The following is a 20203-nucleotide window of genomic DNA, read 5'->3' as shown; positions in this document are numbered from 1 at the left end:
CTACTTGAGCCCCTGCGCCTCGTAGACGCCGGAGAAGAGGATGTAGGACTTCCGGGGAAACACACGGAGGTAGTCCAGGCCTTCATGCAGGTACTTCGGGTTCTGGTACAGGATTCGGGCCACATTCGTCCGGTTGCCGCCCCATGTGTATCCCCGGAGGTCAACAAAGTTGGGCATGTTGGCGTCATATCCGCCATTCGTCATCTGTCCGGAGAGGACCTGGCCCGTTTCTCCGTGGAACGGCATCGGGAGGGTGAAGGAGATGCAGTCGTCCTTCGAGTTGTTCCAGAAGTCGGTCTCTGTGTTGTTCGCGATATCGATCGCGTACCAGACGGTATTTGGCGCGATCCAGCGCCAACGTCCGCGTGCTTGCAGCTTGTTGTCCGTCGCAACGCGGGTGTTGAGAATCTTGGGAGTGTAGCTCTTGGTGGCACCCAGGTCCCGGGTCACGGTGTAGCCGTCGGAGCCGTTGAAGGCCTCGTACTGGCCCTTCGGGTCGAGGCAGCGGATGAACGTGCCCTGCGGCTGGTGGTAGGCAACGGACTGGGCGGGGGCCACGGAGGCCGCGTCGGCTGCGGCTACGTACGGGTGCACCGGCTCAGCCACGGGACTGCCGCCGCCGCCCTTGGGTACACGCACGACGTACAGCGGAAGCTCCCACTCGCCTCCCGGCTGGCGGGCCGGCCGCGGAATCTTGGGGCTCGTTGATTCGGCGCCGCGTCGTATCACGAGGTTGACGGAACCCTTCGCGAGGTCTGCTCGGAGAACGAGCAGATCGACGCGGGACTTGTCCTTGGACAGGTTGCTGTCGATCCGGACGGCGGAAGGGGCGTCGAGCTTGTAGTAGAAGCCCCCGACGAAGGCCTCGCCCGGCTGCACGGTGAGGGTGTTCACGTCGCTTACGCGTGCGTAGAACGGCATGGCTTCCGGGACCATGTTGCTGGAGGTCAGGAGCGAGTTGATGCGGTCGCCCGACCACATTGAGGCCATGCTCTGCCAGTCGTTCTGGGTGACCGCCGTACGGCCGCCATCCGGGGTGTCCTTCTCGAACGGGTAACTCGACTCCGCCATTTATAGCCTCGCTTCCAGCTTGCGCAGCTTCTCGCGAAGCTCACTAACGTGCTTGTAGAGATTGAGTGGTTCGCCGGTGCCTTGTTCGCCGATCTTCGGTGTCACGGTAGAAACCCGCCCGCCTTCCTCAACGGTGATGTTGACTTCGCGAACCACGTCCACATAGGTGTCGCCGTCGATGTCGACGGTTACTTTGTCTCCGAGGTAGTAGTCCCGGCCGAACCGGCACTGCGGGGTTTCCACGGGATAGACCTGGAAATTTCCGTTCTTCTGGTTCTCCTTGAAGATGCCGTCGGCGGCAGTCTTGAGAGAGTCCAGGAAGTGCTTGACGACGACGGGCTTCGCCTGTGTGGTCGCCGCCTTGAGGTTCTGCCGCGCCATCGCCTGGTTGGTATTGGCGGCGAGCATCTGTGAGGCAGCCGCGGTCTTCTCGGCCTCTGTCTTGGCGTCCCTGAGTGCCTTCTCGGCGGCCTCCACGGCCTTGTCGGCTGCTGCGAGCGCGGTCTTCCGCGTGGTCAACTCGGGAGTCCAGTCCCGGCCTTCCGGGTTCTGGCCGATGTCCTCGAAGCCGTCACTGTCGGTCTTGGTGACCAGCTCGGGGTTGCCGTCCTTTCCCGTCTTCAGCGGTACGTCACGACGGTCGAGGAACTGCTCGATGACGCAGCCCCACTCGTCTTCGTCCTGGGTGATCTCGCCAACCCAGATCGGCTTGCCGGCCTCGTCCTTGGCGTCCCTCTCCGGGAACTGCTTGATGAAGCGCTCCTTGCCCTCGCCCTGGCAGGCCGCGATCACTCGGGTGACCCTGGGGGCTGTCAAGGTGGCAATGTACTCCCGGAGGTTGCCGAGGTCGGGGCTGAACCGGACGTCCCTCGACTTGTCGGCGGGTTCGAAGACAGTTAGTTCAATCTTCCTGGTGTCCGGGTTCCAGAGGAACCGGTAGCCGATCTCGCCTTCCTTGGTCCAGGTCTCTGCCAGGGTGCCGATGGAGTCGTACCGGAGCGTCCCGCCGATCTTCTTGCCGACCTTCGGCGGGGTGCCGGCCGTCACGGGTTTCGGGCCCATCTGCACCCCGGGAATGCGACGCCCCGGCAGGCCGCGGTTGCCGAACGCGAAGTCGTACTCGACCCAGAGGGCCTGTCCCGCCTCGAATCCGTACGTCCTGCGGTCCTCGCCCTTCCACTGCTGATCGATCGGCAGGACGGTGCGGGTGTCGCCCTCGCCGGTCGTCCCGGGGAGGGCCAGGTACCCGTAGGGGATGGCGTTGTCGCACTTGCCGCCCACGTAGACGGAGCCGACGCCTGTGTGCTGTTGGGTTGTCCAGTATTTCTGGAACGTCTCGATCCGTCCGGTGAAGATGGGTGCCTGGGGGTTTTCATCCATCCACACGGCGATCCCTCCGCCCTTCTCCAGGAGCTTGGCTTGGGGGGTTCCGTCGCGGACGAGGAGCTGCCAGGAGCCGGCACGGTTGAAGCGCAGGACGAGGTCCAGCTTCATCCAGGTATCCAGTTCGCCTATTCGGGCCAGGTTCCGATCACGGACCTCAATTCGGTAACCCATCGTCAGTAGCTCTCGTATCGGGGGAGCATCCGCAGGCGAAGTGCCGCGCTGGAGGCCCCCGGGTTCATCTTGACGCTGACCTTGGACTCACCTGACGGAATCGGAAACAGGGCAGGGTTCTTATCCAAGTCGGGCCAGAAGTTCTTGCCGGTACTGCTGCGTATGGTCTTGTATCCGGGACGGGTGTCTATCGTCAGGGTTTCGCCTCCGGCGATGATGTCCTTCGTTCCGTCGCCCTTGGTGATGCCAAACTTCTTTCCCGCCGCGTTGGAGATGGTGAAGGATCGGATGGGGCCTGTCAGTTCCCATATCGGCCAGCACTCGACATCCCCGGGGTTGCTTACCGGGACACCGGAGGATGTGATGGTGCCGCGGCTGACCTCCAGCGGCAGGAACGGCTTGGCGGCCCCCTTGAGGAAGACCTTCGCGGCGCCGGTCTTCCACTCGGCCATGAGCTCGCTGGTCCCGTAGAACCACGGGTCGAAGGCGGTGAGCTGGACGCCGTACCGGCACCAGGTGAACCCGGCGTCGTCAGGGCCCTCCTTGCCTTCCAGGCCGCCCTTGTAGTAGGCGGTGATGGAGCGGGAGGTGCCGTCGCCTTCGGTGAAGCGAAGGACGCAGTACCCGTTCTTCGGGTTCAGGGCCCGCGTAAGGCTCCGCTTGAGGCGCAGCAGGGTTCTACGGTCGACGCCGTACAGGTACAGGGGGAGCATGATCTCCCGAGCCCCGGCGCGGGTGGATCGGAAGGAGCCACCGTCGAGGTTGGGGCTGGTGTCGGAGAAGACCTCCATGGGGGGCATGTCCAGGCCCTGTGCGCCGTCCTGGAGGAAGATGGCCGGCCAGGCCCGGCCGGAGAAGTCGGTGAGGGGGATGGTCTCGCCCCTGCCGTTGCCTCCGGTGAGCGTGACGTTCGTGTGCCCCCATGCATCCGGGGAAGGCGGCTTCCCGCTGACGGGCACGTTCTCTTCCCACTTGGGTTGCCGGTATCCCGGAATTGGCATTGCACACCTCGCTCGGTTGTGGGCAAACAAAATCCCCGGCCGGCTGGCCGGGGCTTTTGATGCCGTTACATTCCGTACATGGTTTCCACGTACTGAAGTCCGCGAATTACGGCCTGAGTGGTGTCCTCGGCCTTTGCTTCGTGGATGTGGATCTCGTACCGATTTCCGAGAAGGTCCCGGGTGTCCCCGTTGTTGAAGACCCGCTCTCCTCCGCGGAAATTGACCAGCTCGGGGCCTCGCTCACCGACGAGGGCGAGACCAGGGGAGGCGTACCTCGTTCCGGTCCAGTAGCCCTTGGGGGGCTTGGTCGGATCGGCCTGCTGGACGCGCGAGATGTCGCCGTACCGTGCCTTGATGTAGTTGATCGCGGCAGAGATGTTCGCGACGGGATCGAAGATGTCCCACGACGTACCTGCCTGGTGGTAGGCACGGAAGGTCGGGTCGATGAGCTGGGCCAGGCCCTTGGAAGGGGTGCCGGCCTTCGCGTTCGAATCCCAGTTGTTCACGGCTCGGGCGTTGCCGCCGGACTCTCGGCGGATGATCGTCGCGAGGCCGTCAGCCCAACTCTGACCGCTGACCTTGGTCAGTCCCATTGCCTGGGCGATGTACTGGCCGATCGCCGAGTCCACGCCGCCACCCAGGGTGCCCGTGAACTTCGGGATGGATCCGGGCCAGGCGTTAAGGACCGGGCCGTCGGAAGCGGTCATCCCTCCGGTCGGTCGGAGAGCCGCCGTGGCGTTGCGCCAGTAGCCGCGGGACCGCTTGAGCTGGTTGGACTCGTTGCCGCCAACCGTCTCGTCCGGACCGGTCCGGATGTTGATGTGTCCGTTGCCCTGGTAGGTCATCAGGTCGCCCGGCTGCGACTGTGAGACGGGAACGTGACGCATGGCCGCGTTCCAGGTCGCTACGGCCGGCCAGCGATTCTGCGGTGCTCCCTTGGGGCTGTTCCCGTACGCGGCGTTGGCTCCGGCCTTGTCCACCACGTACGAGATGAAGTCGGCGCACCACGCCTCCCCGTTGCCGAGGTTGTACTTGGAGCCGCCGACCATCGGGGCTTCGGCGCGGTACTCGTCCAGGGCGACCTTCACCGCAGCACCCCCGCCTCCGGAGGTGTGGTCGTCAACCCACTTGGTCCACTTCTCCGCCCACGGCTGGCTCTTGCCGAAGCCCTTCGAGGAGATGTCTCCGGCAGCACCGAAAGTGCGGGTGACGGTGTCGAGCATGGGCCTGATGACCGACGTCCAACCGGCCTTGAAAGCGCTGGTGTAGCCGTCGAAGTCGTCGTCCTTGTGCTTGTTCACCCAGTCCGCGCCGGTCGGACCGGCGAACGAGGCGGGACCGACGATCCCGCCCTTGGCGTAGACGTGGCCGCCCCGCCTGGCCTGCTCGTTCCAACGGAGGATGGTGTCCGCACCCAGGGACCGGACGACCTCCGGGCGAAGGATGCCCTCACCCTTCGAGAGGATGGCCGGGACCGTATCGACGCCCGGCTGGTAGCCGGGGACGATGCCACCGGTAGAGAACTGCACCGGTGCTAGAGGGGCCCCGGTTCCGGCGAGCTTCGCCATCGAGGACAGCATCGGTACGGCGCCCCGGTTGTAGGGGCCGGAGACCGTGCTCCTGGTGGACGAGTCCACGTAGGACATGGCCTGGCTCCACGCGGTCCTGATCTGCGTGCCGGAGGCCTCGAAGAACCGCTTCGTGGTGTCCAGGTCGCCGCGGAGCCGAGTGAGGGACCCGGAAACGTCGGAGACCGACGAGGAGACCCTGCTCTGCACGTCCGACCAGACACCCTGGTTGGCGGCCTGGAAGGCGCGCTGTGTCTGGGCCAGCGGCCCGGACAGGTGTTGTGCCCACCTGGTCTGCGCCGGGATGACGGTGCCGTCCATGGCTGTACGGACCTTGTCCGCCACCTGGTCCCAGTCGGCGACCGACGCCGCGCGGTGTGCAGTCACGGCCTTCGTCAGCGCTTCGAGCGATGCGACGATCTTGGCCACGGCCTCTTCGTACGCCTCGGCGTCAGGAACGATCGTGGTGTCACGTTCCAACTTCGATCCGCCGGAAAGCGTGCCGGCCTTGGCTCCAGCGTTGAGTCGCTGGATGGCGGCGTGACCGAGGAATCGGGCGGCCTCCGGGCGGAGGACGGCCTCGCCGGGAGAGAGCATCGCGTGGACGCGGTCGTTGCCCGGCGAGTATCCGGGGACCACTCCACCGTCCGCGAACTTGAAGAGCCCGGTCGTGTTCGGCATCAGTTCCTTGACGCGCACGATGAAGTTGTCGAAGACTTCTTCCGCATATTCGGAGGGGTTCGACCAGATTTCCTGGAGCAGGCTTACCATTTCGCGGACTTGATCGACCATGCCCTGGAACATCGACTTGACGGAGGACAGGGCGCCCTCGAAGAAGCCCACGGGATCGGTAATCGCGTCCGTCAGTGCGCCGAGAATTTCCTTTCCGGAGTCCCACACATTCGAGACCAGATCCTTGAGGATCTGAGGAAGGGATTTCACCAGGTCGGTCGTGAAACGGGCTCCTCGCTGGAGGATGTTTCCCTCGCCCTTCCAGACGTCATCCCAGAAGAGCTGTCCCGCAGTCGGCGCGATGCCGCCTGCTGCGATTCCGATGAGGTTTCCGATTCCGGTCGGCGCCTTCGTCAGGAACGACGGAACCCGCTCCAGGATGAAGTCCTTCATCTTGAAGAACCGGTCGTTCACCAGGCGTCCGGCGCCGTCGCCGCCTGCCTGGGCACCCCAACGGCGCACGTTTGCGCCCGTCGGGCCGCCGATGCCCTGACCGGCCCCGGCCATGCCGATACCGCCGGTGAAGGCTCCGATTCCGGGCCCCACGTTCACGATGTCGTAGAGCTCTTCGAGGACGCTGAGCGGCCACGTTCCGGACTTCGAAGACCCGGCGCCGGCCTTGCCCTTCGCGTGCCGGGAGATCCGGCCACGCGTGGCAGCTGCATTCCAGGAGTTGATCCTGTCGGAGCCGAGAGCGTTGGCGACCTCCGGCCTGAGCACGGCTTCGCCGGGGGAGAGGATCGCGTGGTAGTTGTCCACGCCCGGCGCATAGCCGGGGACGATGCCGCCGAGGGCGTGCTTGGTGCCCTTGCTCTTGCCGTTGCCCCCGCCACCGAAGCCGGTGAGGGTGTTGACCTCCCCGAGCTTGCCGCCGAGGCCCCCGGCCTTGCTTTCGGCCTGGTCGAGGGCGTCACGGAGGGTCCGGACCCGGGAGGTGACCTGACCCAGGCCCCGGCCGTTGATGTCCTTGACCTTCTCGTTGAGATCCTTGGCCGCCGAGTGCGAGCCGTTGATCGCAGGCGTGAGGTTCGAGGAGAACTTCCCTCGAAGGCTTTGGAGGGATCGCGCGTTGAGGTCCTGCACCTTTGCGGTGACCTGGGCGACGTAGCGCCGTGCGGTGTCGGCCTTGTCCTTCAGGAACTCGAACTGCTGCCTGATCATCCCGAGTTTGCCGTCGTTGAGATCGTTCACGGCCTGGCGGACCTGCTTGATGCCCGACTGCGCAGTCTCGGCCTTCTCCTTGATGGCGAGCAGCCGCTGACCAAGCTCGGCGAGCGGAGCCTGATTCAGCTCCCGCACGGAAAGGCGGGCCTGGTCGATCTCACGGTCCGCGCCCTGGGCGCCGCCCTTGACGCTGGTACCGGCCTCGCCGCCCAGTTCGTTGGCGAGTGCGTTCAGCCGTTCCCGGTTGAGGTTGTAGATCCTGCTCTGGATCTGCTGGATCTTCTGGTCCACCTCGCGAAGGGCACGCTCGGCGTCGCCGGTTTCGACCGTCAGGCGGGAGGAGCGACTGTCCTGTCCCTGCATCCGGTCCATGCCCCGGCGGGCCAGAGAGCGGTCGTCGCCGTCGTGGTAGTCGGCCCGGCGAGCCTGGTATGCCTCACGGAAGTTGCCCTTACCGGCAGCGACACCGGAAAGGAACTGGTTCGTGGTGCGGAAGCCGCCGCGGACTCCCTTGGCGAGTCCGCCTCCGACCTTCACGAGCGGCAGGAAGGACTTACCGACCTTGCCGATGATCTTGGTGGCCAGGCCGATCGCAATGGCCAGAGGACCCAGCACTGCTACGAGCTGGACCCCCTTGGCGACGAGGTCCTTCAGCCACGGATGGTCGTTGAGGAACTGCTCCGTCTTCTCGACTCCACCCAGCAGCAGGTTGAGCGCCTTGATCAGATTCCCGGACAGGCCCCCCGCGAGCTTCTGGAAGTCCGGGTCCTCAACGAGGTCTTGGAGGCGGTCCGCGAGTTTGTGTGTGTTCTTGCCGAGTTCAGTCCACTCGAACTTGCCGGTCTCCTCGTCGAAGCCACCGAAGAGCTTGCCGAGAGTCAGCTGCATCTGCTCCTTGACGGACGTGAAGTGTCCGCCGATGGAGCCGGTACCAAGGGCCTCCGCGGACCCCTTGACTCCCGGTGCTGTCTGATACCGGGCAATGAAGCGGTCGAAGAACTCCTTGGAGTCCACTCCGCCCTTGGGGTCCTGAACGTCCTTGAGGAAGTCGGGGCCGCCCTTGTAACCGGCGATCTTGCCGATTTCATTCATCGGAATGCCAGTGCCGCGAACAAACTGGCGAAGGTACCGCGTGGACAGCTTGCCCTGGTCCATCATCATGTCGGCGGCCATCATGCCGCCCTTGACCTTCTCCGGGCTGGTCACGCCGAAGGAGGCCGCGTAGTCCGCGATTCCCTTGATGAGCAGTCCGGACTTCTTCAGGGACTCGGAGGTCGAGTTTCCGTAGCTCTCGAAGTTGCGCGCAACCTGCGAGAACTTGTCGGTCATGTCCTCCAGGCTGAACGGAGTGTGCACCGCGAAGTCCTGGATGGACTGGAGTCCCTTGGCGACCTCCTTCTGATTGAAGCCGGCCCGGTTCAGGCCTTCCGAGGAGTAGAACTGCATGTCCGCCGAAGTCGTACCGATCTTGGTGACGTATCCGGCCGCGATGGCCAGGGGCGCGACAAGGTTCTGGGTGATGCTGCGGCCGACCTGTTCAAGGTTTTGGCCGTAGGTCTCGGTGGTCTGGGAGAGGGACTTCCACTGCTCGCCGGCCGACCGGGTGGAGGATCGGTGCTCGCGGTCCCAGGTAGCGATCTGACGTCGGTTGCTGGTGATCGTGTCCGCGTACGCGGTACGGGCCAGCTGGAGGCCGCGCAGCTCGTCACGCAGGAATCCGACGCGGGCCTGATTCGCGGCGCGCTCTTCGGCCAGGCGCTGACGCACGGCTGCGGCCAGCTCGCGTTCGGCGGCCTTCTGCTCGGCCGCGGCCTGCCGTGCCGCAGCAGCGACCTCACGCTTGACCTGTGCGACCTCGCGAGCCAGCTCGCGTTCCTCGGTCCTCTCGGCCTGAACGCGGCGCCGAGTCTCCACCATGGCTTCCCGATGGAGACGGGTACGCTCCTGGGCCTGGGCCCGGAGTTCGGCGGTCTGCTCGCGGCGGATCTGTGCGACTTCGACGGCGAGGGCCCGCTCTTCCTTGCGCTCGGCTTGGACGCGACGTGCGGTCTCGGCTCGGGCTTCCCTGTCGGCGCGGGCCTTCTCCTGGGCCTTCTGCCGTTCGTCGCGGATCGCCTCCTGGACGGCCTGACGGTTCGCCCGGACCGTGTCGGAGATCGCCTTCCGGGTGGCCTTGGACGTGCCTTCCTCAAGCTGCTCCCGCTGCTTCGCAAGGTTCCGGTAGGTACGGAACTGCTTGCCGGCCTCCTCGCCGTGGAAGCGTGTCAGGCTCCGTTCGACCTGGCGCAGCTTGTTGGAGGTGTCGACCGCTTCCTTCTCCGTCGCCTTGCCGGCCTGCTTGGCGGCCTTGGAGGCGGCTGTGGCGATGCCCTGGAATCCGCCGCTCAGACCCTTGGAGAAAGCTGCCGCACCGGTCTTTCCCATCGCGGTAAGCTGCGTGGTGAGGTCGCTGCGAAGCCGACCCATCGCAGTCCTGGAAAGCTCCGGGTAGATCTCGATGTATCCGGCGCCTACCTTGACCGGTGCCCTTCCGCGCGTAGCCATGCAGCCTCCTAGGGGTTGCCGAAGGTGTTGAAGAACGAGGCCACCTCATCGCCCGAGGCGAACTCGCGGGGCTTCGGCTGTGCAACCCGACCAGGGCGGGGCAATGGTTCCGGGGGTTCGAGGTCGTTGTCCTCGGAGTTGGCCTTGATGAACAAGTAGTTCGACAGTTCCAGGCCATCGGAAATCCGGGCGAGAAGGTGGTTGCTTTCGGTCCAGGATGTTGCTTCGTCGATCTCGATCAGAAGCAGTGATTCACCAGGCTTCTTGAAGAGCGCCTGAATCAGTACGTGGACCCGTCGAAGGGAGAGCCGCCCGCACCAGAGGTCAAGCAGATCCACACCGAAGTGCGACAGGAGGTCGGCTTCGAGTGGATCGCTGTACTCGTGGAGGATGCGGGCGGTCTGGATCAGTTTCCCGGCTCACCGAAGCCCGCGGCGTCGGTCACCTTCTCCAGGAATTCGTTGAACTCGCCGATGGTGCAGCGCAGGGACCGGTACGTCGCCCACTGCTCCTGGCCGACGATGGCGCGGGTGATGGCACGCTCGCCGGCCCCCTCCTCGATCACGTCCAGAACCTCGTCCGGGAGATCAAGCGGGGCGGGGATCACGAACGTCTCGCCCTTGAACTCGAAGGCAGTCTCCTTGCCCTTGGCCTCGGCGGACTTCGCGGCAGTGGTGGTCTTGGCGGCAGTCGTCATGGGAACTCCATTGATTCAGGGGTTGTCGAGAGGAGGCGGGGATTTGTCCCTCCCCGCCACGGGGAGCGTCCGTTAGGCGCCGGACGGCTTGACGTTGACGGTCAGCTTCTCCGTGGCCTCGACGTTGAGGACGGTTCCTGCGCTGGCCTTGACGGTGTACTGGGATGCCGGAGTGTCCGCTGCGACCGTCACCGGGATCGCAAACGAACCGTTCTCCTCGACGGCCTTGGTCGCGTAGGTGTACTTGGCGGACTCGGAGGAGAAGGACAGGCTCACCGCCTCACCCTTCGGGAAGCCCTGGCCGGCCACGGTGAAGTGGCCACCCTGCTCGACGGTGCCGGGCTGGAGCGTCACCTTGGTCTCCACCTCGACGGGGCCGTCGATGACCTGGTCGTCGGTGAGGACGTAGCCGAGGTTTCCGGAGCGGTCGAGGGCCTCAATCGTGAGCTCGAACTTGCCGGACTCGGCGCGCTGGAGCTGGATCGCGCCACGGTCGGAGATCATGGCCCGACCGATGACGCAGCGGTACCGGACCGGCTTGCCGTCAACGGACTGCGACCAGTCCACGACGAGTGCGATTTCCTGGAGCTCCGGCGTGGACTTGAGGTCAAGCCGGTACGTGCCCGGAATGACCTTGCCTTCCTTGTCGGTGGCCGGCACCCACTTGGCTCCGAAGAAGAGCTCGGTCGTGAGCTGGGTCGTCTCCATCAGGGTGGCCTTGACCTGGAAGGATGCACTCTTGACGTTGTAGAGCACGGGTACCGCGCTCTGCCACACGTTGACAGGGTCGGTCTCGATGGACGGGGTGATGGTCACGCCGCCCTCATCCACATATCCCAGGGCCCGGTAGTCGCCGTCGGCGGTGAAGGGGACGGTGTCCCGGGGGAGCAGGTTCGCGACCTCGTCGGCCGGTGCGACGTAGATTTCGCCCGACGGTGCGAAGCGGATCTTCTTGGCGTTACCGTAATTGTCAGCCATGGGGCCTCCTGTGAGTAGGCATGAAAAAGGCCCCTGCGGCAGGGGCCAGAAGACGGAACGGGGTGTCACATTCCAACCTCGGGGCAAAAAAGAGAGGCCGTGGAGCCCTACGCCTCGATCAGGAAGAGGCTTACTTCCCCCTGGTACGTGTGCTCACGGGAGGTCGAGTCAGGGAAGTACCGGGGGCTGATCGCCTCGTTCACATCGAGGACCAGGGCGTTACCCACGACGCGGGCCGGCAGGCCTTCGAGCAGGTACTCGCGTACCTGAAACGCGACCGCAGCGGCTTCGGCTCTGTCCTTCGCGTACACCTGGTACGTGATGTCGGCCCGGTCCATGCGGTCCCGGACAGCCCGAAATCCCCCGGCGTGCTCCAGGTAGATCGTGGTGTCGCCCGGCTCGCGTCCGACAAGGTCACCGGTAACGAAGTCAGTTAGTTCATTCACGCCCTTGAGGAAGCGGAACACCACCGAGACGGGGTCGAGGCGCATCATTCACGCTCCTTCATCAGGGCGTCTTTCAGGGTGTGGTGGCCGGGGTGGCGACGGCCGCCCTTGTCTCGCCAGCCGTACTCGATGAGGAGTGCGTGCCTGTCTGCCTGCACCGCTGAATGAACTGTCCCCTCGACCTCGTACGCCGTGACGGAGAGGGAGCGGGCGTACATGTTCCACGAACCCCTGCGGTTCTTGGGGGCCGCACCGCGGGCTGTCGCCGCGATGGCCGATGCCTTCTGAGCGAGCATCTTCGCCGTCTCGGCGGAGGACGAAAGCCGCTGGAGGGCGTCCTCGTACAGGACCAGGCGGACGCGGGCCGGCATTAGTGCTCCACCCGCCAGGCCCGGACACGCAGGTGTCTCAGCGACCCGTGCCCCCAAGGCGTTGGAACGCCGTCCACCTCGTACTGCTGATGGCCGGACTGGAGCCGGTCCGCGGAGTCCACGTCGGCCCCGAAGGGCAGGTACACCCGGACCCGCTCCTGTGCCGTCTCCCGTTCCGGGGAGCGCACCTCAAAGGACCGATCCGGCTGAATGTGGCCCAGGCCCTCGAAGACGACCACCACCCTGGTCCAGTCCCGCTTCTTGCCGTAGGCGGATTCTGTGAGCCCGGCACGGAGGACGCGGACCTCGTCTCGGAAGAGGCTCTTCACTCGACCTCCCGGATCAGCGAGATCGTGCCGAGCTTCTTCCGGTAGCGCTTGAGGGAGGACCGGGCCGCAGGCGAGAGGGACTGGGTGGTCGCAGTCGAGCCGAACTCGACCTGGATGTCTCCAACGCGCTCGCTCACGATGCCGGGAGCCACGGCGAGCCACCGGATCACCTCGGCGCAAACGACGGCCTTGATGCCGGGGGTCTCCGCATACCCGCTGCCGCAGTAGTCCCGGACGAGGGCGGAGGCGTCCTCGATGAACGCCTCCACCCTCGCCTTCTCGTCGTCCCCGATCGTGCGCCCCAGGCGGACAGAGATGTCGTCCACGGTGATACTCATGTGTCACATCCCAACTTCGGGCACAAAAAAGGGGGTCTGCTACTTCGCGGCCTGAACGGCGACGGTGCGGTTCTTCTCCACGGCCACCTTGTTGTGGTCCTGGATCGCCTTCTCGACACCCGTGGCGACAAGCAGCTGCTCGGGCCGGATGACCTTGGCGTCGTAGATCACGCGCGACTTGATCGCGTCCGTGAAGGACTTCTCCGGCTTGTACGCCTCCATCTGCGCGAACGGGATCACCAGGGAGGTCGCGGAGGTCGCACCCATGAACATGTCGATGTTCTTGAAATCGTCATGGCGACGGCCCTTGACCAGCTTGCCGGCCTCAGCTCGGGCCGTACCCAGCGTGTTGGACACGCGGATCGGGATGCCGAGGATGGTGCCGATGACACCGGACGGCATGACCGAGCTGCCGAAGTGCGACGCGTCGATGAACTTGGGGTCGCGCAGAAGCAGCGACCGCAGGCGCGGGGAGATGAACAGGTAGCGGGAGTCCGGGGCGTTCTTGAGGTCCAGGTTCTCCAGCATGGCGACCACGTAGTCGTAGACGCCGATGACCTCGGAGTCGAGGGCGTTCGGCGTCACGGTGTCGATCTTGCCGTGGAGCGCGGGCAGGGTGTTGAGGTCGGCCGGCATCGTCTCGGTGCCGTTGAGGTCCTTGCCGACGACGGCCGCGGTGAGGGTCTGGGCCAGCATCCTGTCGATCGAGACGGCAGCCTGGCGGCCTCGCTGGCGGACCAGCTCCGACATGAGGTCGATGCCGCTCTTCGTCTGGAGCTGGTGGAGGGCGTCGATCTCGATGTGGAAGCTGGAGCCCTTGGCTACGGTCATCGGGATGTACTCAAGGGCCGCATGGTCCTTGTCGCCGATCTCGCCGTACGCCTTGATCAGGCCCTTGTCTTCCACGGTGTCGATGAAGTGCGGGATGCGAATCCGGTCGCCCTCGCGCCGGAACTCACCCTCGTAGTTCCGGTTGGTGATCTCCGCGGAACCGAGGATGAGATTGTCCTCAAGGTCCTGGAGGAGCTGCGCAGTCCACAGCTCAGGGACGAAGACGCCGTGCCCCTTGAGAGTGGGGTCCTGCCCTGCCGGGCCTCCGGTCAGGAGGCCCGATGCGGTCTGAGTGGTGAAGTCGTTACCAGCCATAGCAATTCCTTAGTGAGCAAGCAACGACCCGAATGTCACACTCCAACTTGGGGTGCAAAAAAAGGGGTCACGCTCTAGATTTCGCCTCGCATGAGGGCGTCACACTTGCCCGCCTTGCGGGCCTCGTTGATCTCCCTCGGAGACATGCGGGAAAGGTCTTCACGAGTGAGCTGGCCGGCGGCCGGGCTCCCCTGACGACCGAGGCCGAGATTCTGCGCATAGGGCGGGGCAGAACTCGGCTTGGGAAGGGACGACACGAACGCCTCGATGCGAGCGGAATCGGGGTGGCCGTCTTCGGTGAGGAAGGAGTCCAGGTTCAGGAACTCGGCGCCGGGAAGAGCCACCCCTGCCGCAGCGGAGGCGGCGCGGAGCTCGGCGCCGATCAGCTTCGCGCCCACCTCGGACAGTGCCGCCTGTCGGGCCTCCTGCCGGGCGGCCTCGATGGCCTTCTCGGAGTCGGACATCTGCGACTGGCGGTACCCCTCAAGCTCCCCCGAGGCCTGCTTGAAGCGGTCCTCGTTCTTGCGGGAGAGGGCCTTCCACTTGTCGACCTCGGCCTGGAGGGCGGTGACGTCGGTGCCGTCACTCGCCCCTGCCGGCTGGGCGCTGTCTGCGGTGTTCTGGTCGTCGCTCATTTGATCATCCATTTCGGATCAAGGGGCGGCTGCCATTTCGGAAGCCATCGGGAAAACGTTTCTGCTACTTCTCGAACCGCTGCCGGTTCGCGTTCCCGGAATTGCCCTGCGGTGGTTTCATGGCGTCAGCCTTCGCTTTGGCGGAAGAGGCCGCGGACCTGGCGTCCGCACCTTGCTGCGCGATGGCGAGCTCTTGCTTCTGTGCAGCAGTCTGATACTTGTCGGCCCGTTCCATTTCGGTCTTGGCTTCCTCTTCAAGCAGCTGGTCGAAGCGTGCAATCTGAGAGGGTGTGTAACCCGCGTCCTGCCATAGCTGCTGCTTGGGAACATTGAGCTGCTGAAGTTTGAGCAAGGCGTCGATGTGCTGGGCTTCGGTTCTGTTCTCCGGATCGCGCCAGATAACCTCGGCCGCTTCGTGCTCCTCGCGGAGTTCGCCACTGTTCTCTACCGCGATGGCGAGTCTCATGACCCGCTCCCAGGATTCTCCGAAGTGGAGCATCCGTTCCCGTGTCTTCGAAACCAAGCCGGCCTCCGACGAAGTGATCGCGTCGCCGCTCGGTGGCTGTCCGCCCTTGAGCATGTAATGGAACGGGACCCTCGCGATGCTGGCCATGTGCATGGTCAGCATGTCCACGAGATCCACGTAGTTGCTCAAATTCGCGGCTTCGAATTGCCCGAACGAGGCAGCGGGGTCCTCGGCCTGGAGCAGTTTGTCTACGGCGACCTTGAACGGTTCGATCGGATTGCCGTGCTCGTCCTCCTGGATTTCCAGGCCGGTCACGTACCTCTGCGGCCAGGCCGCATACTCGGAGGCGACGAGGGAATCGGATACGGTCTTGTTGATCGCATCCTGGATCGGGATGACCGTCGCCAGGTCGGACATCGGCTCGCCGACAAGGCGGGTGCGATTCTGGATGGGTACGACGGGCACCACGCCGAGGGGGTTCGGCTGGGCCGGCCCGTCGATGGTGTAGCCGCCGATCTTCCAGTTGCCGACGTAGACGGCCTCGGTGAGCCACAGCGTGCAGAACTGGCGGCCCCAGTCATCGACGTAGAACTTGGCCGCGGCCTCGATCTCGTGACGCGAGCCGGGCTTGTACTGGACGACGACGTGCTCGGCGGACTCGACGGAGATCACGGCCTTGCCGTCGGAGTCGCCCCAGACGACCGCGTAGGCGGCCCCCTGGATCATCGCGTCGAGGTGGGCGGAGTTGGACTCGGAGTCCATCCGGTTCCGCTGCCAGATCTCGCGTGCGAGGTCGTCTTCCCCTGGTTCCTTCGATAGGCGGAAGCCGTCGATGAACATGCGCTCGTTGACGCTGTCGATGATCAGGCCGCAGAAGTTGTCGTTCCAGCGATCAAAGACGTGGGCGAACTCAGTCCGGAACTTGGACTGAGAGAAGAGCATCTTCTGATGCTTGCCGTCGTAATACTCGCCGTAACGCTTGTAGCGACCCGAACGGGACGCGAGCTTGGAGGACAGGTAGTCCATCCACATCTGCGGCGTTGATGGCGGCGACAGGACGCCTTCCAGGCCTGTCGCCTTGTCCAGAGCAGCTACCATCTGAGCCCCTTTCGAGCGGGGCTCAGAAACCGACTACTCGCCTCCTTTTGATTTGGAGACGTCCATCAGCAATCGCGTCCGCGCGTGCTTCAAGTGCAAGTACGGCGGCCACCGCGATATCGATTTTGCGTTTGGATCGAGGTGAGTCCTTTACGATCAGGTCACCCTGTGGAACTTCCCGAACAACCGCATTGAGTACATGGCGGGTCATCTCGGGTTCACCAACGTGAGAGAGGTCGCCGACCATGACGGCGGTACGGAACCGTTCAACGGCCTGAACCATCCGGGTCGGTTTGTTGGTCCAGAATTCGAAGACGTAGTCGTCTCCCCATTCGACGGCCCAGCGGCCGATGTTCTCCTGCCACCAAGGCGGGTCGGCGTACATCCACTCAACCCGGTAGGTGTCGAAGGCTCTCTTGACGGCTGCCTCGACGGAAAGAACATCGACTTCCCAGTCGTCCTTGGCGTGCTCGGGCCGCATCCATTTGCCGAGGACGAACAGCTTGGCGTCACGCAATCTAATGCCGACCAAAGCTGTTCCGTCGCCGCGGACACTTCCATCGAATCCGATTGCGATCTGCTCACCGGCCTTGATGTCGTCCACGGCTTCGCAGGAATCCCATTCGGCCTTGGACATCCAGCCGTCGGAGCTTTCGGCGATCTGATTGAAGAAGAAGCGACAGTAGGTCGAATCCGGTGTAGTGCGGTCGAACAGAATGGTCTTGGTCAGACCGTGGATGTCCGCCCAATGAGCGTCGCCGTATGCCTCGACGAGCGCGGCCCGGACCTTCTCCTCGTCTCGGATGTCTTCAACGTCGATCGAGCCTTCCAGGCAGTCATAGAGCCAGAAGGCCTGCGTCACCATGTCGGACTCGAAGATGATCTGCGCGACCGAATCCTCGTTGGGATTGAAGGCGTTGGTCGTCGTCACCCAGCGAGAGCCGGCCTTGGTCGTTTTTTCGACATTGCGCTTGAGAACCTGATAGAAGTCAGGTCCACCGTTCGAGGACACCCAGTGGTGTACCTCGTCCATAACAATGAATCAGTCATCGCCGGGACCCCAGCGGAACTCAATCCACTGGGGCCCCGACAAAGGTTGGCCGGTTTCCCTCGTTTGTGCGACCCGAGGTCGCCTTCGGGGAGATCGAGCCCGGCTTCCCAGACTTGAACTGCACCATGCTCTTGCTGATCTCCAGGCCGTATTCCTTCTCGGCTGGGGACTCGGAAAGCATTCCGCGGATCATGTCGAGCGTCTGCTGTGTCTGGTCAAGCGCCGTGGCGCCGAGTTGGACGATTGGCAGCGGAACCCGCCTGCCGACCGGCATTCCGTTTTCATCGAAGTGGGAGAAGCGGGCCGGACCGATGAATTCCACGATGGCCAGAGCCGCTAGCAGTGGTGTCTTTCCCCAGCCTTTGGCGCGGCGCAGCGTGCCGGCCGAGTACTTCCAGGTGCCGTCCGCATTGATTGCGTAGTACCAGAGTACGAACCTCAACTGCTCGGGGGTGAACTTCCAGGTTTCGCCAGCGGTGTCACCGTCAGGCTGGACGATGTACGTCTGGGCCCAACGGATAATCCCGTAGCCGAGGGATTCATGGGGAGCCGGAACGCCTTCCGGGAGGTTTCCCGTCTGGGCCATCCGGCATCACCTCTAACCTTCGGAAAGGAGCTTGTAGAGCTCGGCGTCCATGTCTGTGGGGCTCGGAGACTCGGGAGCCGAAGTGGCTTCTACCTGAGCCTGTTTGTCGAAGGACATCCGGAGACGGGCCCTGTCCTCGGTGGTCGCACCCCACTTGCCTACGCGCTGCCTGATCTCCCCGGCCAGCTTCATGTCTCCGAGGTAGAAGGCATCAACAAGGCGCGTGACGATCTCCAGTTCGGCCCAGTCGGTTTCCATCCACTCCTCGGTTTGAGGAGCCGAAGACCACGTCTTCCAGAACCTCTTGGCTCCGGTGGTGGTGATCCCGAGGGCCTTGGGCAACTCACGGCCGGCACTGGCCTGGCCGGACAGCTTGCGCTCGCCCAGGGCGTGATCCGTGTTCCGGCGGACGGCGTTGGGGCTCGGGGCAGGGCCGCGTCGAGCAGGCATCAGACAGCTCCTCTGACCATGTCGGGCGAGACCCCGTACAGGTCGCCCAGATCTTCGAGCTCGGTGCGGGCGTCCTTGTGCCACCGGGCCTTCGCCGCAGCCTTGGAGGTCTGCGGCCAGTGACGGGCGCCGCGCTCCTGGTGGTGCTCGTCGGCCCAGGCATCCAGGTCGAGGTCAGTCGTCACTATGCGGCTCCATGCGTGAACTAACCGGCCTCAGGCCTCGGTCCTCGCGGTAGGTCTTGAGGGCGTGGCAGCGGCCACAGAGCGTCCAGAGGTTGTCCAGCTCCCAACTACCGCCGCGTGAAACGGGGATGAGGTGGTCTACCTGGAGGTTTTCGCGTGTCCCGCACTTCTGGCAGGTGAAGCGGTCCCGCGTCAGGACCTTGGCCCTGCGGGAGGACCAGTCACCCGGGCGGGCTCGGTTGCGAGCCGAAGGCCTGTCCCAGCCTCGACGGGCCGGCGGGGCGTGGTCCTCGCACCGGCCGGAACGAATGGTCACAGAGGTGCACCGGCTCACAAGGCAGATTTGCTTGGCTCTGGGCATTGGTCCTCCTCTGTGAAGTTGTCGAACCCCGTGGGCATGTGGCGGGGGGCGGATACGGGTGAGTGGCCCCGGAGGATTCTGGTCTGGCTCCGGGGCCGATGCCCTCCCGGATCTCTACTGGAAATGTTCAACAGGAGATCGGACGGAAGGGAATAGTGTTCCTGACTTTAAGAGTCAGGAAGTCCTAAGGGAGATTCTTACTTCTTTTCTCTTCTTCTCACTAATTATGTCGGTGTCCAAGGGGCTGTGACTGGACGCCGGACAGTTGGATTGTGACACGAGACACAAAGGGTCGATCGAACAGGGATTCGAGTTGGGATGTGACATGGCTCTCAGGTTGGAGTGTGATGCAACCTTTGGGCGGTTCGGGTGTCGATCCCTTGCTACCGTCGATCATGTAAGCGCGTTCGATGCACGCCACATGGAAGGAGCGGCCCCGTGGAGAAGCGCCTGCCGGACCTCAATACGTTGATCCGCCTCTCGCAGCAGGGCCTCGCCGACGAGCAGATCGGGCGGCGCTACGACGTCTCGGGGCAGGCCGTGAACAAGGCGCTGACTCTTGGCGGGTACTACCGGCGCCAGGTCTCCAAGACGGTCATCACCGAGCTGATCCCCTGGGATGTGCTCACGACCAAGGAGAAGGGCTCGCACCACAACACCTACTTGGCCAAGCAGCTCAAGGGGTATCTACGGGCGGCCCTTGGCGACGACCAGCTCAAGGAGAGCCACCTCGTCGCCGCGGCAAGGTTCGAGAAGCGGCTCAGGAACGACAACCTGATCCTCGCCTACCACCGCGCCGCCGAGGGCTTCACCCTGGAACCCCGGACACCCGAGGACGGTGCACTGATTCTGCGCTGGCCGCAGGACCGACCGCTCCCCGTGGGCGAGCACCTGAACGCGATCACGCTCGCCGACGAGTGAGGCCGGCGCCGCACTGAATGAAACGGGCCCCTGGTGCACACCAGGGGCCCGATCCGTGTCAGCCCTGTCCGGGCCGCAGTTAGTTCATTCGCTCGCGTAGCGCTCCAGGGACGCGCGTTCGTCCTGGGACATACGGCGCACCCGGCCTGCCTTCGAGTCGAAGGCGACCATGAGCGTGGAGGCGGTGACGTAGATGTCCTCGGCGTCACGGATCTCGCAGTCGAGCGAGAAGCTGACCGCCTTGATGCCCGTCACGCGGGCAGTGACCATGACCGGGTTTGGACGGTGGACCAGCGGCTTCTTGAACTTCATCGACTGCTCCGAGACGAAGAAGTTCCGCGCCAGGCGCTCGTCAGGATCGGAGGGCACCAGGTCCGCGAACATGTGCATCCGGGCCTCTTCCAGGTACCGGGCATACACCGCGTTGTTCACGTGACCGTTCGCGTCCATGTCGGACCAGCGAACCTGACACTGGAAAGTAAAGGCGTTCATCTTGGAGTCTCGTTCG

The 20203-nt window shown here is 64.3% G+C and carries 20 protein-coding genes and 2 pseudogenes; 1 reads left to right on the top strand and 21 read right to left on the bottom strand.

Going from position 1 to position 20203, the window contains the following annotated elements; translation table 11 throughout:
* The 20 genes and pseudogenes from ACZ60J_RS10415 to ACZ60J_RS10320 all read right to left on the bottom strand — a co-directional run bounded on the left by ACZ60J_RS10415 (nt 1) and on the right by ACZ60J_RS10320 (nt 18774).
* Nucleotides 1–1071 (bottom strand): hypothetical protein, encoded by a 1071-nt coding sequence (locus tag ACZ60J_RS10415; protein ID WP_469680491.1) that lies wholly within the window; start codon nt 1069–1071, stop codon nt 1–3.
* Complete coding sequence (locus ACZ60J_RS10410; protein WP_469680489.1) at nt 1072–2628, bottom strand: Gp37-like protein; 1557 nt, start codon at nt 2626–2628, stop codon at nt 1072–1074.
* A gap of 2 nt (nt 2629–2630) precedes the next feature.
* Nucleotides 2631–3587: a phage tail family protein gene (locus tag ACZ60J_RS10405; RefSeq protein ID WP_469680487.1), complete on the bottom strand. Its 957-nt coding sequence runs from the start codon at nt 3585–3587 to the stop codon at nt 2631–2633.
* Nucleotides 3588–3952: 365 nt separating this feature from the next.
* Nucleotides 3953–4186, bottom strand: a pseudogene (locus tag ACZ60J_RS10400) (transglycosylase SLT domain-containing protein); the annotation flags it as partial.
* Between the two features lie 3783 nt (nt 4187–7969).
* Nucleotides 7970–8539, bottom strand: a pseudogene (locus ACZ60J_RS10395) (tape measure protein); the annotation flags it as partial.
* A gap of 1106 nt (nt 8540–9645) precedes the next feature.
* The gene (locus ACZ60J_RS10390; protein WP_469680485.1) at nt 9646–9975 is read right to left on the bottom strand and encodes a hypothetical protein; all 330 of its coding nucleotides are present in this window, start codon (nt 9973–9975) and stop codon (nt 9646–9648) included.
* Between the two features lie 68 nt (nt 9976–10043).
* Nucleotides 10044–10334, bottom strand: coding sequence for a hypothetical protein (locus ACZ60J_RS10385; protein ID WP_469680483.1), 291 nt, complete (start codon nt 10332–10334; stop codon nt 10044–10046).
* 72 nt (nt 10335–10406) lie between these two features.
* Nucleotides 10407–11312, bottom strand: coding sequence for a phage tail tube protein (locus ACZ60J_RS10380; protein WP_469680481.1), 906 nt, complete (start codon nt 11310–11312; stop codon nt 10407–10409).
* Between the two features lie 107 nt (nt 11313–11419).
* Nucleotides 11420–11806, bottom strand: coding sequence for a hypothetical protein (locus ACZ60J_RS10375; RefSeq protein WP_469680479.1), 387 nt, complete (start codon nt 11804–11806; stop codon nt 11420–11422).
* Nucleotides 11803–12129, bottom strand: coding sequence for a hypothetical protein (locus ACZ60J_RS10370; protein WP_469680477.1), 327 nt, complete (start codon nt 12127–12129; stop codon nt 11803–11805). The genes ACZ60J_RS10375 and ACZ60J_RS10370 overlap by 4 nt, the downstream gene beginning before the upstream one ends.
* Complete coding sequence (locus ACZ60J_RS10365; RefSeq protein ID WP_469680475.1) at nt 12129–12458, bottom strand: hypothetical protein; 330 nt, start codon at nt 12456–12458, stop codon at nt 12129–12131. Before ACZ60J_RS10365 ends, ACZ60J_RS10370 begins: the two co-directional genes overlap by 1 nt.
* Nucleotides 12455–12796 (bottom strand): head-tail connector protein, encoded by a 342-nt coding sequence (locus ACZ60J_RS10360; protein ID WP_469680473.1) that lies wholly within the window; start codon nt 12794–12796, stop codon nt 12455–12457. The genes ACZ60J_RS10365 and ACZ60J_RS10360 overlap by 4 nt, the downstream gene beginning before the upstream one ends.
* A gap of 39 nt (nt 12797–12835) precedes the next feature.
* Nucleotides 12836–13942 carry a phage major capsid protein gene (locus ACZ60J_RS10355; protein ID WP_469680472.1) on the bottom strand — a complete coding sequence of 369 codons (1107 nt, stop codon included), beginning with the start codon at nt 13940–13942 and terminating at the stop codon, nt 12836–12838.
* 74 nt (nt 13943–14016) lie between these two features.
* Nucleotides 14017–14577, bottom strand: a complete 561-nt coding sequence (locus ACZ60J_RS10350; protein WP_469680470.1) for a hypothetical protein — start codon at nt 14575–14577, stop codon at nt 14017–14019.
* Between the two features lie 64 nt (nt 14578–14641).
* A complete protein-coding gene (locus tag ACZ60J_RS10345; RefSeq protein WP_469680469.1) occupies nt 14642–16141 on the bottom strand; it encodes a phage portal protein in 1500 nt (499 codons plus the stop codon).
* 22 nt (nt 16142–16163) lie between these two features.
* Entirely contained in the window at nt 16164–17174 is a 1011-nt protein-coding gene (locus ACZ60J_RS10340; RefSeq protein WP_469680468.1) for a hypothetical protein, read from the bottom strand.
* Between the two features lie 37 nt (nt 17175–17211).
* Nucleotides 17212–17778: a hypothetical protein gene (locus ACZ60J_RS10335; protein ID WP_469680467.1), complete on the bottom strand. Its 567-nt coding sequence runs from the start codon at nt 17776–17778 to the stop codon at nt 17212–17214.
* A gap of 12 nt (nt 17779–17790) precedes the next feature.
* The gene (locus ACZ60J_RS10330; RefSeq protein WP_469680466.1) at nt 17791–18228 is read right to left on the bottom strand and encodes a phage terminase small subunit; all 438 of its coding nucleotides are present in this window, start codon (nt 18226–18228) and stop codon (nt 17791–17793) included.
* On the bottom strand, nt 18228–18413 hold the full coding sequence (locus ACZ60J_RS10325; RefSeq protein ID WP_469680465.1) for a hypothetical protein: 186 nt from the start codon (nt 18411–18413) through the stop codon (nt 18228–18230). The genes ACZ60J_RS10330 and ACZ60J_RS10325 overlap by 1 nt, the downstream gene beginning before the upstream one ends.
* Nucleotides 18403–18774, bottom strand: coding sequence for an HNH endonuclease (locus tag ACZ60J_RS10320; RefSeq protein ID WP_469680464.1), 372 nt, complete (start codon nt 18772–18774; stop codon nt 18403–18405). Before ACZ60J_RS10320 ends, ACZ60J_RS10325 begins: the two co-directional genes overlap by 11 nt.
* A gap of 438 nt (nt 18775–19212) precedes the next feature.
* On the opposite strand from ACZ60J_RS10320, the gene ACZ60J_RS10315 reads away from it, so the two are divergent.
* Nucleotides 19213–19695 carry a hypothetical protein gene (locus ACZ60J_RS10315; protein WP_469680463.1) on the top strand — a complete coding sequence of 161 codons (483 nt, stop codon included), beginning with the start codon at nt 19213–19215 and terminating at the stop codon, nt 19693–19695.
* Nucleotides 19696–19779: 84 nt separating this feature from the next.
* Here the strand turns inward: ACZ60J_RS10315 and ACZ60J_RS10310 are convergent, their stop codons facing one another.
* Complete coding sequence (locus ACZ60J_RS10310; protein WP_469680461.1) at nt 19780–20187, bottom strand: acyl-CoA thioesterase; 408 nt, start codon at nt 20185–20187, stop codon at nt 19780–19782.
* Nucleotides 20188–20203: the final 16 nt, after the last annotated feature.

It is taken from the genome of Streptomyces sp. NPDC104226, assembly GCF_055584085.1.
This window is presented reverse-complemented; position numbering and strand designations above follow the sequence as displayed.